General features: G+C 37.0%; 14 protein-coding genes and 2 riboswitches. Of the genes, 11 read left to right on the top strand and 3 right to left on the bottom strand.

Annotation, left to right across the window (positions count from 1 at the left end; genetic code table 11):
• Window positions 1-189 precede the first annotated feature (189 nt).
• Genes tsaE through tsaD form a run of 4 tightly spaced genes read left to right on the top strand, consistent with a single transcriptional unit; the run spans window position 190 to window position 2809 of the window.
• Entirely contained in the window at window positions 190-663 is a 474-nt protein-coding gene (gene tsaE, locus DN392_RS30005; RefSeq protein ID WP_000049636.1) for a tRNA (adenosine(37)-N6)-threonylcarbamoyltransferase complex ATPase subunit type 1 TsaE, read from the top strand.
• Complete coding sequence (tsaB, locus tag DN392_RS30000; RefSeq protein ID WP_000865748.1) at window positions 644-1336, top strand: tRNA (adenosine(37)-N6)-threonylcarbamoyltransferase complex dimerization subunit type 1 TsaB; 693 nt, start codon at window positions 644-646, stop codon at window positions 1334-1336. The genes tsaE and tsaB overlap by 20 nt, the downstream gene beginning before the upstream one ends.
• Window positions 1337-1349: 13 nt before the next feature.
• Window positions 1350-1793 (top strand): ribosomal protein S18-alanine N-acetyltransferase, encoded by a 444-nt coding sequence (gene rimI, locus DN392_RS29995; protein ID WP_000367200.1) that lies wholly within the window; start codon window positions 1350-1352, stop codon window positions 1791-1793.
• Window positions 1793-2809, top strand: a complete 1017-nt coding sequence (gene tsaD, locus DN392_RS29990) for a tRNA (adenosine(37)-N6)-threonylcarbamoyltransferase complex transferase subunit TsaD (protein ID WP_000414582.1) — start codon at window positions 1793-1795, stop codon at window positions 2807-2809. The genes rimI and tsaD overlap by 1 nt, the downstream gene beginning before the upstream one ends.
• Before the next feature lie 407 nt (window positions 2810-3216).
• Here tsaD and DN392_RS29985 read toward each other — a convergent pair whose 3' ends face one another.
• Window positions 3217-5151, bottom strand: a complete 1935-nt coding sequence (locus DN392_RS29985) for an ABC-F family ATP-binding cassette domain-containing protein (protein ID WP_000602169.1) — start codon at window positions 5149-5151, stop codon at window positions 3217-3219.
• 187 nt (window positions 5152-5338) lie between these two features.
• Here DN392_RS29985 and DN392_RS29980 point away from each other — a divergent pair, with 187 nt between their 5' ends.
• Window positions 5339-5968: a redox-sensing transcriptional repressor Rex gene (locus DN392_RS29980; RefSeq protein WP_000437704.1), complete on the top strand. Its 630-nt coding sequence runs from the start codon at window positions 5339-5341 to the stop codon at window positions 5966-5968.
• A 29-nt stretch (window positions 5969-5997) separates the two neighbouring features.
• On the opposite strand, the gene DN392_RS29975 is transcribed toward DN392_RS29980, so the two are convergent.
• The gene (locus tag DN392_RS29975) at window positions 5998-6189 is read right to left on the bottom strand and encodes a YdiK family protein (RefSeq protein WP_001246201.1); all 192 of its coding nucleotides are present in this window, start codon (window positions 6187-6189) and stop codon (window positions 5998-6000) included.
• Window positions 6186-6935 (bottom strand): CPBP family intramembrane glutamic endopeptidase, encoded by a 750-nt coding sequence (locus DN392_RS29970; RefSeq protein WP_000745348.1) that lies wholly within the window; start codon window positions 6933-6935, stop codon window positions 6186-6188. Before DN392_RS29970 ends, DN392_RS29975 begins: the two co-directional genes overlap by 4 nt.
• Window positions 6936-7336: 401 nt before the next feature.
• Here DN392_RS29970 and groES point away from each other — a divergent pair, with 401 nt between their 5' ends.
• The 6 genes from groES (at window position 7337) to ampS (ending at window position 15283) form a co-directional block, all read left to right on the top strand.
• Entirely contained in the window at window positions 7337-7621 is a 285-nt protein-coding gene (gene groES / locus DN392_RS29965) for a co-chaperone GroES (protein ID WP_000917306.1), read from the top strand.
• 38 nt (window positions 7622-7659) lie between these two features.
• Window positions 7660-9294, top strand: coding sequence for a chaperonin GroEL (groL, locus tag DN392_RS29960; RefSeq protein WP_001029984.1), 1635 nt, complete (start codon window positions 7660-7662; stop codon window positions 9292-9294).
• Window positions 9295-9433: 139 nt separating this feature from the next.
• Window positions 9434-9535, top strand: a riboswitch (purine riboswitch).
• A gap of 164 nt (window positions 9536-9699) precedes the next feature.
• Window positions 9700-11238, top strand: coding sequence for a glutamine-hydrolyzing GMP synthase (guaA, locus tag DN392_RS29955; protein WP_000743912.1), 1539 nt, complete (start codon window positions 9700-9702; stop codon window positions 11236-11238).
• A 153-nt stretch (window positions 11239-11391) separates the two neighbouring features.
• A riboswitch (purine riboswitch) is annotated at window positions 11392-11493 on the top strand.
• Between the two features lie 128 nt (window positions 11494-11621).
• Entirely contained in the window at window positions 11622-12947 is a 1326-nt protein-coding gene (locus DN392_RS29950) for an NCS2 family permease (protein WP_000833097.1), read from the top strand.
• Window positions 12948-13092: 145 nt separating this feature from the next.
• The gene (locus DN392_RS29945) at window positions 13093-13794 is read left to right on the top strand and encodes a response regulator transcription factor (RefSeq protein ID WP_001262950.1); all 702 of its coding nucleotides are present in this window, start codon (window positions 13093-13095) and stop codon (window positions 13792-13794) included.
• Window positions 13778-15283 (top strand): aminopeptidase AmpS, encoded by a 1506-nt coding sequence (gene ampS, locus DN392_RS29940; RefSeq protein ID WP_000719256.1) that lies wholly within the window; start codon window positions 13778-13780, stop codon window positions 15281-15283. The genes DN392_RS29945 and ampS overlap by 17 nt, the downstream gene beginning before the upstream one ends.
• Window positions 15284-15479 lie beyond the last annotated feature (196 nt).

Raw genomic sequence — 15479 nt, 5'->3', positions numbered from 1 at the left:
CGGTCGGGACCGCCATTTTATATAAAGAAAAGAACGAAACATGTTGTTTCGTATTTTTTTATTTGTTTTAACAAAAAACTAATAAAGACAGTCAAACTATCCTTAGGAAAACTCCTAAGGACTTTTTTATATATTCAAAACCTGTATAATAAAGAGCAGAGAACATTGTGAGTAAAGTAGGTGAAGTCTGTGAGTAAATATGAAATAACAACAAACTCTTCTGAGGAAACACAAAGATTATCAGAAAAACTAGGTGGACTTGTCGGGGCACAAGATGTAATTATTTTAGAAGGAGATCTAGGGGCTGGTAAGACAACTTTTACAAAAGGACTAGCAAAAGGTCTTGGAGTGAAAAGAGTTGTAAATAGTCCTACCTTTAATATTATTAAAGAATATAAAGGGAGATTGCCGCTATATCATATGGACGTGTATCGCTTAGCAGAAAGTGAAGAGGACTTAGGTTTTGATGAGTATTTCTACGGTGAAGGAATTACCGTAGTAGAATGGGCTCATTTAATAGAAGCATTTTTACCAAATGAGAAGTTACAAATTAGTTTATTCCATGCTGGAGATGATACAAGGAAAATTGTACTCGAGCCAATTGGAGATCGATATATTAGATTATGTGAGGAGCTATTACAAGATGAAAGTACTAGCAATTGACACTTCAAATTACGTAATGGGTGTATCCCTTATTGAGGAAGGAAACGTAATTGGGGAAATCATTACAAACTTAACAAAAAACCATTCTGTACGTCTTATGCCAGCTGTAGAGAAATTATTAAAAGAATGTGGTGTAAAACCGAAAGAATTAACTAAAATCGTTGTAGCTGCTGGACCTGGATCATATACAGGTGTTCGCATAGGTGTGACAGCTGCAAAAACATTAGCTTGGTCACTTCAAATACCAATTGTAGGTGTATCAAGTTTAGAAGTAGTGGCTGCAAACGGTGCTAATTTTGATGGATTAATCTGTCCTTTATTTGATGGAAGACGCGGACAAATTTATACTGGGTTATATACATATGAAGGAGAGCATTTAACTTCTATAGAAGAAGACCGAATCATCCTTATTGTAGACTGGTTGCAAATGTTAAAAGATACAGGAAAGCCTGTTTTATTTATTGGTAACGATGTTAAACTGCACAAAGAGACGATTATCGAACATTTAGGCGGCCAAGCTGTATTTGCTCCCTTCACTAAAAATAACCCAAGACCAAGTGAGTTAGCTTTCTTAGGGTTACAAAAAGAAGAACAAGATGTACATTCATTTGTTCCTAGTTATCTTCGTTTAGCTGAAGCTGAAACAAAGTGGTTAGAAAGTCAAAACAAGTAGGAGCTTGCAGAAGATGGATATGATATTTAGAAAGATGGAACTCGATGATATCGCTCAAATTGTAGCTATTGAAGAAGCGTCTTTTTCAACTCCTTGGACTGCAGATGCCTTTCACCGTGAGTTAACGACGAATGAACATGCACATTATGTTGTGCTAGAAAAAGATGGTCGTGTAATTGGATATTGTGGATTGTGGATAATTATTGATGAATCACATATAACAAATGTAGCTATTTTGCCAGAATACAGAGGTCAAAAGCTAGGGGATGCTTTATTGAAAGAAGTTATTTCCGAAGCGAAAGATTTAGGGGTAAAAACAATGACACTTGAAGTACGTGTATCAAATGAAGTAGCAAAACAGTTATACAGAAAATACGGATTTCAAAATGGTGGAATTCGTAAACGATACTATGCAGACAATCAGGAAGATGGTCTCGTAATGTGGGTGAATATATAATGGAAAAAAATACGATTATACTTGGTATTGAAACAAGTTGTGATGAAACAGCAGTAGCAGTTGTTAAAAATGGAACGGAAATTATTGCGAATGTCGTTGCATCACAAATTGAAAGTCATAAACGTTTTGGCGGAGTTGTACCAGAGATTGCATCCCGTCATCATGTAGAAGAAATTACAGTTGTGTTAGAAGAAGCTTTAAAAGAAGCAAATATTACATTTGATGATATTGATGCAATTGCTGTAACAGAAGGACCTGGGTTAGTAGGAGCGCTTTTAATAGGGGTAAATGCAGCGAAAGCAGTGGCTTTTGCACATGATATTCCTCTAGTGGGTGTTCATCATATAGCTGGGCATATTTATGCGAACCGTTTAGTAAAAGAAGTTCAATTCCCACTACTATCACTTGTTGTATCTGGTGGACATACGGAGCTTGTTTATATGAAAGAACATGGTTCATTCGAAGTGATTGGTGAAACGAGAGATGATGCAGCTGGAGAGGCATATGATAAAGTAGCTCGAACATTATCCATGCCATATCCAGGTGGTCCTCACATTGATCGCCTTGCACATGAAGGGGAACCGACAATTGATTTGCCTCGTGCATGGCTAGAACCTGATTCGTATGATTTCAGTTTCAGTGGATTGAAATCAGCAGTTATCAACACTGTGCATAACGCAAAACAACGCGGGATAGAAATTGCACCGGAAGATTTAGCAGCAAGTTTCCAAGCGAGTGTAATAGATGTGCTTGTAACGAAAGCATCTCGTGCAGCAGAAGCGTATAACGTAAAGCAACTGCTTCTTGCTGGTGGAGTAGCTGCGAATAAAGGACTTCGCGCACGTTTGGAAGCGGAATTTGCGACAAAAGAAAATATCGAGCTAATTATTCCTCCACTATCTTTATGTACCGATAATGCAGCGATGATTGCAGCCGCAGGTACAATTGCATATGAACAAGGAAAACGTGCTACATTAGCTCTAAATGCAAATCCAGGATTAGATATTGAAGAATAGTTATGCACAAAATTAACCACAGCTTGTGGATAAAACCCATATTATCTGTTGATAATGTGGGTTTTATTGTGTATATAAAATGTTGATAACTTTTTTGGTGGTTGTGGATAATGTGGAAAAGTTATTTTGGGGTTTATTTTATAAAGGTGGATATGTGTATAAACCTGTGGATAAAGTAGATGAAGTCTGACCTTTGAATGTATTCTTCTTTGGGAAATAAATCGCAAGAAGATATCTCTAAAAAACATTTTGAAATGTGCCCTTATTATAGGGGCGAGCCAACATTGTCAAACTTTGTCGGTAAATCGGTATGTCGTGTCGAATCGTTTATACCCCAGCTAGAAGATAAAAAGGATGTCGCATAGTCAAAAATCCCGACTTATGAGACATCCTTCTTATTCATACTCTTATAAATGTAATTCTTCCCATTCTGCCATACAAGCATCAAGTTGCTCTTGTAGTGTTTGCTTTTTCGTTGTAATTTCACTAGCCTTTTCATAATCTGCGTATATTTCTGGTAAGCAAAGTTGATCTTCTAACGTAGCAATTTCTTCTTCAAATTCTACAATATTTTGTTCTAGCTCCTCAATTTTTCGAGTGCGTTGACGTTCTAATTGTTTACGCTCTTTTTCTTCGAGATAATTTAATTTTTCTTGAGCTACAGTTTTTTGAACAGGTGCTTGGTTTTCTTGCTGTTCTTGTTGTTCAAATGCTGCGCGTTCAATCATTTCATTTTTCTTCTCCACATAGTAATCGTAATCGCCTAAATACTCTTGTGCACCTTCTGTTGACAACTCAACAACGGTCGTCGTTACACGATTAATAAAGTAGCGGTCATGTGAAACAAATAGAAGGGTGCCTGGATAATCAATTAAAGCATTCTCCAAAATTTCTTTACTATTTAAATCAAGATGGTTCGTAGGTTCATCGAGAATTAATAAATTAGATTTTTGCATCATAAGTTTTGCAAGAGCTAATCGAGCTTTTTGTCCACCACTAAGAGAAGATACTGGTTTTAGTACATCATCCCCTGTGAATAAGAAGTTACCTAATATCGTGCGAATTTCTTTTTCGGGCTGCAGTGGATATTCATCCCATAACTCATTTAAAACTCGCTTAGAAGATGTTAAGTTTGCTTGTTCTTGATCATAATAACCAACAGATACATTGGATCCGAAAGAAACATCACCATTTAATAGTGGTAACTTATTCACAAGTGATTTTAATAATGTGGATTTCCCAATTCCGTTTGGACCAACTAAAGCAACGCTATCCCCGCGAGTTAAGCGCATAGTTACATGTTCAATAATCGGATCATCATCATAGCCGATAGTTGCATCCTTTACTTGTAAAACATCATTTCCACTTTGTTTTTCGATATCGAAGTGGAAGGATGCTGACTTAGAATCACCTAAAGGTCTAGTCAATAATTCCATTCTATCTAATTGTTTACGACGGCTTTGAGCACGTTTTGTCGTAGATGCGCGAGCTATATTTTTTTGAACGAAATCCTCAAGCTTAGCGATTTCATCTTGTTGTTTTTCATAACGTTTCATGTCTTGCTCGTATAATGCTGATTTCAAGTCTAAATATTTACTGTAGTTACCAACAAATCGTCTGCTTTCTTTATTCGAAATTTCATATACTTGTGTAACGAGTTTATCTAAGAAATAACGGTCATGAGAAACGATTAGTATTGCGCCAGGATAGCCTTGTAAATATTGTTCAAGCCATGTTAATGTTTCGATGTCTAAATGGTTTGTAGGCTCGTCCAAAATAAGTAGGTCTGGTTTCGTTAATAATAATTTACCGAGAGCTAATCGTGTTTTTTGTCCACCACTTAATGTAGAAATCGTCGTCTGGTGCGTTTCAACTGGGAAGCCAAGACCACTTAAAATCGAGCGAATATCTGCTTCATATTGATATCCACCTTGATCTTTATAATCTAATTGCAATTGGTCATAATCAGCTAATAATCTTTCATATGTAGCCTCGTTTGAAAAGTTTTCTTCTTTTCCCATCTCTTGCTCTAGCCTTCGAAGTTTTGTCTCCATTTGCTGCAAGTGTGTAAAGACGGTTAACATTTCATCCCAAATTGTTAAAGATGTTTCTAACCCGGTATTTTGAGCTAAATATCCGATTGAGACATCTTTCGGTTTTATAATTTCGCCACCATCATGAGATAGCTCACCAGCTATTATTTTTAATAATGTAGATTTTCCGGCCCCATTTCGTCCGACTAATGCGATACGATCTTTCGTTTGAACTTCCAATTTTATGTTTGCAAGAATCGTTTCGGCACCGTATAATTTCGTAAGCGCGTTTACTTGTAATAAAATCAATGTTTTCACCTCAAATAATTTCTTAACTTTGCCATGTTTATATTTCTCAATCATACTAAAAATAGTGTATAGTTTAAAATAAAGAGAGAATACTTCTTCTCTTTATTATACAGGGAAATTCATGAGTGCTAAACTTCTGTATTTGATTCAAGTATATGAATAAAGATAGGAAGAGAGGAGAGGTTATATGGAGCAGCAAAAAATTCCACAGGCCACTGCCAAACGATTGCCTCTATACTATCGATTTATCCAAAACTTATCTCTTTCTGGTAAGCAACGTGTTTCATCAGCCGAATTGAGTGAAGCGGTAAAAGTTGATTCCGCAACGATTCGAAGAGATTTTTCATATTTTGGAGCGTTAGGGAAAAAAGGTTATGGATATAACGTAAATTATTTATTATCATTTTTCCGTGAAACACTCGACCAAGATGATATAACACGTGTAGCACTTATTGGAGTAGGTAATTTAGGGACCGCTTTCTTACATTATAATTTCACGAAAAACAATAATACAAAAATTGAAATGGCGTTTGATGTTAGTGAAGAGAAAGTCGGGACAGAAATCGGGGGCATTCCTGTATATCATTTAGATGAATTAGAAGAACGTTTATCAACTGATATACAAGTGGCAATATTAACAGTACCCGCTACAGTAGCACAATCTGTAGCAGATAGATTGGCAGAAACGAACGTGCATGGTATTTTAAATTTCACACCAGCGCGCTTAAATGTGTCAGATAATATAAGAATTCACCATATTGATTTAGCGGTAGAGTTACAAACACTTGTTTACTTTTTAAAGAATTATCCACAATAAAACGCAGAGGAAGCGACCTCTGCGTTTTATTATTGTTTTTTCTTTGTGAATTTAACTAAGATAAGGCGAAGTGCCAAATTAAAATCAATTGTTGCCATAACTGCAAATAGTATTGTCCACATATTCCAGATTGTATCTGTTACGTTCGTAATGGCGAAGCGTGTAAAGATACATCCTAGAAGGAAGTACAATGCAGCCATGAACAATGGTGAGTTCCTCATACTAAAAATCCTCCGATAAAGCCTTGCATTTTTTCAGCTTCTTTAATCATTTCTTGAATTTGTTCATTGCTCATTAAAACTTGAGCAACTGCAACTAATGTATTCATTGCAACATGAGCTGCGATAGGGACGATAATACGCTTCGTTTTTACATATAAAAAGGCGAATACGAGTCCCATAGAAGTGTATACCAATAAGTGAGTGAAATCAAAATGAATTGCTGCGAATACGAGAGAACTAATGATAGCAGCGATAAAGAAGTTAAACTTCTTATAAAGTGTACCAAATAAAATTTTTCTAAATACGATTTCTTCCAAAATAGGTCCTATTATAGAGATAACGATAAGGAACCAAGGTGTCGTTCTTGCGATATCCATAAGTCTTGCTGTATTTTCTGATCCAGGTTTAATGCCTAATACACGCATTTCTATCATACCGGCAATACTTTGTGAGAAAAATGCTAGGAAGAACCCGATAAAAATCCAACCAATCGTAGCTGGAACAGTAGAGCGCATTGTATCTAAACGTCTGTCACGAATATCTGTTCTAAGTAACCAAAGTACGATACATAATGCAATAAAGAAGCTAATGATTGCCCAGTGGCCAGTTATGAGTTGAAATTTCTCTTCTCTAGTAAATCCCCTGTTATCATAAAGTCCAGTTTTCAGCAGAAGTGGTAATCCAGCAATGGATGATAACTGCATTAAAATGTATGTAACGATAACCCACCAATATTGTTTTTTCAAATGGTTTAACCATCCTTTCTAACTCTAGTGTATGAGATAAGGTAGGATAACATGTAAGTATGCTACCTACGATATAAACTTCACTTAAATTATGTTTTTTTCGTAAATCCTTATTTGAAATTATAATAGAAGACAGGAGAAAGTTGTGTGTATAGCGAAAACAACTTAGGGTGTCCTTTCATATTGTAACATACGAGTAGTGGAAACAACGATTCATATAGTAAAGGTAGAAGAAGAGGGACTCTATATAGAAAAGTGTATAGCTTAATTTGCGAAAAAATTATGATTTTTTTACTTGCAAAAGAAATTGAGATTATTTATTATTATAAGTGTGTTAGCACTCGAGTGACTTGAGTGCTAATAAATAAAATTTACATAACACAATGAGGAGGTTATTGTTCATGCTAAAGCCATTAGGTGATCGCGTTGTAATTGAGCTTGTTCAAGCAGAAGAAAAAACAGCAAGTGGTATTGTATTACCAGACACTGCAAAAGAAAAACCACAAGAGGGTAAAGTTATTGCAGTAGGTACTGGTCGAGTGCTTGAAAATGGTGAGCGTGTTGCTCTAGAGGTAGCTGCAGGTGATCTTATCATCTTCTCAAAATATGCAGGTACTGAAGTAAAATATGAAGGTACTGACTACTTGATTTTACGTGAAAGTGACATTTTAGCAGTTATCGGTTAATTATATAAATCTTAAAAAATTCAAGGGGGTCAATTATTATGGCAAAAGATATTAAATTTAGTGAAGAAGCACGTCGTTCGATGCTTCGCGGTGTCGACACTCTTGCAAACGCAGTAAAAGTAACGCTTGGACCAAAAGGTCGTAACGTTGTACTTGAGAAAAAATTTGGTTCACCACTTATTACAAATGATGGTGTAACAATCGCGAAAGAAATCGAATTAGAAGATGCATTCGAAAACATGGGTGCAAAATTAGTAGCAGAAGTTGCTAGCAAAACAAATGATGTAGCTGGTGACGGAACAACAACTGCAACTGTATTAGCACAAGCTATGATTCGTGAAGGTCTTAAAAACGTAACAGCTGGTGCGAACCCAATGGGTCTTCGTAAAGGTATCGAAAAAGCTGTTACTGCTGCAATTGCAGAATTAAAAGAGATTTCTAAACCAATCGAAGGCAAATCTTCTATCGCACAAGTAGCTGCTATTTCTGCAGCTGACGAAGAAGTAGGTCAATTAATCGCTGAAGCAATGGAGCGCGTTGGTAACGACGGCGTTATTACTTTAGAAGAATCTAAAGGATTTACAACAGAATTAGACGTAGTAGAAGGTATGCAATTTGATCGTGGATATGCATCTCCTTACATGATTACTGATTCTGACAAAATGGAAGCAGTTCTTGATAACCCATACATCTTAATTACTGATAAGAAGATTTCTAACATCCAAGAAATCTTACCAGTATTAGAGCAAGTGGTACAACAAGGTAAACCACTTCTTATCATCGCTGAAGATGTAGAAGGCGAAGCTTTAGCTACATTAGTAGTGAACAAACTTCGTGGTACATTCAATGTAGTAGCTGTTAAAGCTCCTGGATTTGGTGACCGTCGTAAAGCAATGCTAGAAGATATCGCAATCTTAACTGGTGGCGAAGTAATCACTGAAGAATTAGGTCGTGACTTAAAATCTGCTACAATTGAATCTTTAGGACGCGCTGGTAAAGTTGTTGTAACGAAAGAAAACACAACTGTAGTTGAAGGTATTGGAAATTCACAACAAATTGAAGCTCGCATTGGCCAAATCCGCGCGCAATTAGAAGAAACTACTTCTGAATTCGATCGTGAAAAATTACAAGAGCGTCTTGCAAAACTTGCAGGTGGCGTAGCAGTAATTAAAGTAGGTGCAGCAACTGAAACTGAGTTAAAAGAGCGCAAACTTCGCATTGAAGATGCACTTAACTCAACTCGTGCAGCAGTAGAAGAAGGTATCGTTGCGGGTGGTGGTACTTCACTTATGAACGTATACACGAAAGTAGCTTCTATCGTAGCTGAAGGCGACGAAGCAACAGGTATCAACATCGTACTTCGCGCACTAGAAGAGCCAGTTCGTCAAATCGCAATCAACGCTGGTCTAGAAGGATCTGTAGTTGTAGAGCGTCTAAAAGGCGAAAAAGTAGGCGTTGGTTTCAACGCAGCTACTGGCGAGTGGGTTAACATGCTTGAAACTGGTATCGTAGATCCAGCTAAAGTAACTCGCTCTGCACTTCAAAACGCAGCATCTGTTGCAGCTATGTTCTTAACAACTGAAGCTGTAGTTGCTGACAAGCCAGAACCAAATGCACCAGCAATGCCTGACATGGGCGGCATGGGCATGGGCGGTATGGGCGGAATGATGTAATTCCATTTGCTCGAAAAACATCCATTTCTATATAGAAATGGATGTTTTTTTATGTTTTTTAGAAAAGGAAATGAATTTCTGTAGAATTTTGTCGCTTTCTCTCTTGACCATATCGATACTTCATTGTTAGAATCTAGGAAGATAATATAAAACGATCCTTCATATATCCTCAAAGATAAGGTTTGAGAGTCTCTACCGGGTTACCGTAAACAACCTGACTATGAAGGCAGTGTGTCTTATATTTATAAAGAGCGGAGACTATCTTTCTTTATAAAGCCAGACCCCTGCCTTTTCTTTGTTATGAGACTAGAGGCGGAGGACTGGCTTTTTTTATTATATTAGTAATGCTTTTTGCCAAATTGGTAAAAATATTTATATACGAGAACTAACGTTGGGGTGATTATTTTGAAGAAGCAGCATGATACAATTATCGTTTTAGATTTTGGGAGTCAGTACAATCAGTTAATAGCACGTCGAATTCGTGAGTTTGGTGTATACAGTGAACTTCATCCACATACAATTACTGCAGAAGAAATTAAAGCAATGAATCCAAAAGGGATTATCTTCTCTGGTGGACCAAATAGTGTATACGGTGAAGGTGCATTACATTGTGATGAAAAAATCTTTGAACTAGGATTACCGATCTTCGGTATTTGTTACGGTATGCAGCTTATGACGCAACACTTCGGTGGTAAAGTAGAACGTGCAAACCACCGTGAGTACGGAAAAGCTGTTCTTAAAGTAGAGAACGAATCAAAATTATATGCGAACCTTCCGGAAGAGCAAGTTGTATGGATGAGCCATGGTGACTTAGTAACTGGTTTACCTGAAGGATTCGTAGTAGATGCAACAAGTGAGTCTTGTCCAATTGCTGGTATGAGCAATGAAGACAAAAACTTATACGGTGTACAATTCCACCCAGAAGTACGTCATTCTGAGCACGGTAACGATTTAATTAAAAACTTCGTATTCGGCGCATGTGGTTGTTCTGAAGGATGGAACATGGAGAACTTTATCGAAGTAGAATTAGAGAAAATCCGTGAAACTGTTGGAGACAAAAAAGTACTATGCGCACTTAGCGGCGGTGTAGACTCTTCTGTTGTAGCAGTATTAATTCATAAGGCAATCGGTGACCAATTAACATGTATTTTCGTTGACCACGGTTTACTTCGTAAAGGTGAAGCAGAAGGCGTTATGAAAACATTCAGCGAAGGTTTCCACATGAACGTTATTAAAGTGGATGCACAAGAACGCTTCATGAACAAGTTAAAAGGTGTAGAAGACCCAGAACAAAAACGTAAAATCATCGGTAATGAATTCATTTACGTATTTGATGATGAAGCTTCTAAATTACAAGGAATGGACTTCCTAGCGCAAGGTACACTTTATACAGACATCGTTGAAAGTGGTACAGCAACTGCACAAACAATTAAATCTCACCATAACGTTGGTGGTCTTCCAGAAGACATGCAGTTCAAATTAATTGAGCCTTTAAACACGTTATTTAAAGATGAAGTACGTGTATTAGGATCAGAACTAGGAATTCCTGATGAAATCGTATGGCGTCAACCATTCCCAGGCCCTGGTCTTGGTATTCGTGTATTAGGTGAAATCACAGAAGAGAAATTAGAAATCGTTCGTGAATCTGATGCGATTTTACGTGAAGAAATTATTAAAGCGGGCTTAGACCGTGAAGTTTGGCAATACTTCACTGCGCTCCCTGGTATGCGTAGCGTAGGTGTTATGGGTGACGAGCGTACTTACGATTACACAGTAGGTATCCGCGCAGTAACATCTATCGACGGTATGACAGCTGACTGGGCACGTATCCCTTGGGACGTATTAGAGAAAATCTCTGTACGTATCGTAAACGAAGTAAAACACGTTAACCGTATCGTGTATGATATAACAAGTAAGCCACCAGCAACTATTGAGTGGGAATAGTATTATAAAAAAAGATCCATCTATTGCTCATGCATAGATGGATCTTTTGTGTTTTGCTCTTAATACGAACGAAAATACAAAAGTTTATAAAAATGTTCGTTTTTAAATTGACAAAACTACTTCATCGAGTTAATATGAGTATGTAATTCAAACGAAAAGTGAATATTATGCCGTCGTATAATATCGGGGATATGGCCCGAAAGTTTCTACCTAGCTACCGTAAATGGCTTGACTACGAGGCGTTTAGATAAAGATGAGGGGGAACTTGTCTTTATTCATAGAACGCTTCCATGTATATGCAATGGAAGCCTTTTTTATTTTTAATAGATAAAAGAGGGCTAGGGAGATTACGGCGAGTAATCATATAACGGGGGAAACGTAAGATGAAACGCTATTTTCAGTTTGATGAACTCGGTACAAATTATAAAACAGAGTTCATAGCAGGTTTAACGACATTTTTATCTATGGCTTATGTATTATTTGTCAATCCTGCTACGCTGTCACTTGGAAATGTTAAAGGGTTACCGGCAGGTACAGGAATGGATCCAGGTGCAGTATTCGTTGCTACAGCATTAGCAGCAGCGATTGGTTCGTTAATTATGGGGATATTCGCGAAGTATCCGATTGCTTTGGCGCCCGGTATGGGAATTAACGCATTCTTTGCTTATACGGCAGTGTTAACGATGGGTATTCCGTGGCAAACAGCAATTGCTGGGACATTAATGTCAGGTATTATCTTTATTATTCTTACAGCTTCAGGTATTCGTGAAAAAATCATTAATGCGATTCCATCAGAGTTAAAGTTTGCAGTAGCGGCAGGTATCGGATTGTTTATTGCTTTCCTTGGATTCCAAAATGCCGGAATTATCGTGAAAAATGATGCTGTTCTTGTTGGATTGGGGGATTTAACAAAGGGCACAACGTTACTAGCAATCTTCGGGGTTGTTACTACAATCATCTTCATGATTAAGAAAGTTAATGGTGCGGTGTTCTACGGTATGATTCTTACAGCAATTTTAGGAGTAGCGACAGGATTAATTGATACTCCGAAAGCTGTAGTGGGAGCAATACCGAGTCTAGAACCAACGTTCGGTGTGGCGTTAACTCACTTCGGAGATATTTTCACTGTTCAAATGGTGATTGTTATTATAACGTTCTTCTTCATCGATTTCTTTGATACAGCAGGTACACTTGTAGCGGTTGCGAATCAAGCAGGATTAATGAAGAACAATAAATTACCACGTGCAGGAAAAGCATTATTTGCAGATGCGATTGCAACTGTAATCGGTGCAATCTTAGGTACATCAACAACAACGTCTTACATTGAATCTTCTGCTGGGGTAGCGGCGGGTGGACGTTCTGGATTTACAGCAGTTGTAACAGCAGGGTTCTTCTTGCTAGCGCTATTCTTCTCACCACTATTAAGCGTTGTGACACCAGCTGTAACAGCGCCAGCGTTAATTATTGTAGGGATCTTGATGGTTTCATCTTTAGGAGAAATTGATTGGAAGAAATTCGAGATTGCAGTACCAGCATTCTTTACTATCATTTCAATGCCACTTACGTATAGTATCGCAACAGGAATTGCGATCGGGTTTATCTTCTATCCAATTACAATGGTAGTAAGTGGTCGCCGTAAAGAGATTCATCCAATTATGTATGTTATGGGAGTTTTATTCGTACTATATTTCATCTACGTTCGTAAATAAAAGGGGTTTTTTGAAAGGTCTAGACTTAAGGGGAGTCTAGACCTTTTTTGCGTCTTCAGAAAAACTTAAGGATTTCCGAGCGTTTTTCTTCAGAAGTTTTCCTATAATAGAAGTTAGGGATTAAAAAAGTGATGGGGGAGATATTGTGGCAAATGAAACAATACTTGTCGTAGATGATGAAAAAGAAATTAGGAATCTTATTACAATCTATTTAAAGAATGAAGGATATAAAGTACTGCAAGCAGGAGACGGAGAAGAAGGGTTACGTCTCCTGGAAGAAAATGAAGTGCATCTAGTCGTATTAGATATTATGATGCCGAAAGTAGACGGTATCCATATGTGTATGAAAGTAAGGGAAGAAAAAGAAATGCCAATTATTATGCTTTCTGCGAAAACGCAAGATATGGATAAGATTTTAGGACTAACAACGGGTGCAGATGATTACGTAACGAAGCCGTTTAATCCGTTAGAGTTAATCGCAAGAATTAAATCTCAGTTACGCCGTTATATGAAAATGAATGGTTTCGCTATACAAAATGAGGACGAGCTAGAAATTGGAGAGATGAAAATAAACATCTCAACCCATAAAGTTATTGTGGATGGAGAAGAAGTGAAACTGACCCCGAGGGAATTTTCGATTTTAGAATTACTAGCTCGTAATCCGGGTATGGTCTTTAGCGCGGAACAAATTTATGAAAAGGTTTGGAACGAAAGATCTTTCCAGTCGGATAACACGGTAATGGTTCATATTAGGAAAGTACGTGAAAAGATTGAGGAGAATCCAAGGAAACCTAGATATATAAAAACAGTATGGGGAGTGGGGTATAAGATTGAAAAAGATATTTAATCCATTTACTTATGTAAGAAAAACAAGACAATTAATTGAGAAATTAGTAAAGGGCGTACGGAAGAGTATAAGAATTCAATTGATTACTACTTTTGCTGCTTGTGCGTTATTAGGAGTTTTGTCAGCAAAGGCAGCTGCGCCATTTTTTGAGAATGCGAATCGTCAAGCGACTATCGATTATCGGGCTGGTATGGAACGAATTAATCACCAAGCTCAAGGAGCAGCAAATAGTTCGGTTCATGAAAATAAATTAGAAGCTATATCCAATATGATCGAAATGGAGAATCAAAATTTAGAGCGAGGATCTAGAGCTTTAAAAATATTGGTTACTGATGAGAGTGGTAAAGTTTTATATAAAACGAAGCAGGCGCAAGAAGAGCAAATCGATTTGCATAATACGATTCGTAATGCAGCATCATTTGCGATTAACTATTCAAATGGTCGAGATGTATTTGAAAATACGAGAAAAGAATTTATAGCTTTTTCACCTATTACAATAGAAGATAAGAATTTGTATATGTTCGTTAGTGGAATACCAGATGGTGTAGTAATGTATGATACGCAAGAAGGACCATTCCCATTTTTAATTGGTGTACTCGTGTTCATTTTCTCTTTCTTCTATATAACAAAGAGAAAGATGAAGCAAATTGAAGCGATGGCACAAGGTGTAAAGGAAATAGAAAAAGGAAACTTAGCGTACCGTATTGAGAAGAAAGGTGAAGATGAGATTGCGTCTTTAACTGAGAATATTAATAATATGGCGGAAGAGCTTATGGATAATATAGAAAAGGAACGTAAATTAGAGAAGCAAAAGAATGAGCTTATTACGAATGTATCTCACGATTTACGTACACCGCTGACTTCTATTATGGGTTACTTGCGATTACTTAGAGATTCTAAATATGAAAATAAAGAACAACATGATGAGTATACGAGAATTGCTTTTGCGAAGTCGGAGCAGTTAAAGAACTTAATAGAAGATTTATTTGAGTATACGAAGTTAACAAATGAGCAAGTTGTATTGGAAAAACAAGAGGTTTGTATAAATGAGTTATTGGAGCAATTAATAGAAGAGTTAGTACCGCAGGCAGAAGAGCATGGACTTACGTTTGTTAAGAAGTTTCCTGAGGAACGTACCTATGCAGCGATTGATTCGGAAAAGATGGTCCGTGTGTTTGATAATCTATTAATGAACGCGATTAAGTATAGTAAAGATGATGGGGAGATAAAGGTTTCTCTTCAAAGGCAGCGCCGGGATATACAAATTGTAATTGCGAATCATAGTGAAGAGTTTACGAGAGAAGAGTTAGGGAGTTTATTTGAACGCTTTTATAAGAAAGATCAATCTAGAAGTAGAGTAACAGAAGGATCGGGACTTGGATTAGCGATTGCGAAAAGTATTGTTGAGTTGCAAGGTGGTAGTATTCGAGCTGAATATGAGGATGGTATTATTCAGTTTATCGTCTCGTTACCAATTATAGAAAAATAATAAACGAATAGAATGGTATATGATAAAAAGGCTTATTTTAAAGGGGATAAGCCTTTTTATATTTTTTTAGAAAAACATGTTGACGATTAAGGTTTAGAGGTGTAATATAGAACAAGTCGCCGATGCAATAACGCAAAGCGCGGCAAACGAAATAAAAAACTTGGTTGACATTAACTAACGAAGATGTTAACATAAG

The sequence above is a fragment of the Bacillus sp. BB51/4 genome (genome assembly GCF_008368845.1).
GTDB lineage: Bacteria > Bacillota > Bacilli > Bacillales > Bacillaceae_G > Bacillus_A > Bacillus_A wiedmannii.
The sequence above is the reverse complement of the archived record's forward strand: the minus strand, read 5'-3'. Positions and strand labels throughout refer to the sequence as shown.

Coding starts and splice junctions, on each gene's coding strand:
- rimI (WP_000367200.1), top strand. CDS start 1,350: ATGGATATGATATTTAGAAAGATGGAACTCGATGATATCGCTCAAATT.
- DN392_RS29950 (WP_000833097.1), top strand. CDS start 11,622: ATGAAACGCTATTTTCAGTTTGATGAACTCGGTACAAATTATAAAACA.
- groL (WP_001029984.1), top strand. CDS start 7,660: ATGGCAAAAGATATTAAATTTAGTGAAGAAGCACGTCGTTCGATGCTT.
- DN392_RS29980 (WP_000437704.1), top strand. CDS start 5,339: ATGGAGCAGCAAAAAATTCCACAGGCCACTGCCAAACGATTGCCTCTA.
- DN392_RS29975 (WP_001246201.1), bottom strand. CDS start 6,189: ATGAGGAACTCACCATTGTTCATGGCTGCATTGTACTTCCTTCTAGGA.
- tsaD (WP_000414582.1), top strand. CDS start 1,793: ATGGAAAAAAATACGATTATACTTGGTATTGAAACAAGTTGTGATGAA.
- tsaB (WP_000865748.1), top strand. CDS start 644: ATGAAAGTACTAGCAATTGACACTTCAAATTACGTAATGGGTGTATCC.
- groES (WP_000917306.1), top strand. CDS start 7,337: ATGCTAAAGCCATTAGGTGATCGCGTTGTAATTGAGCTTGTTCAAGCA.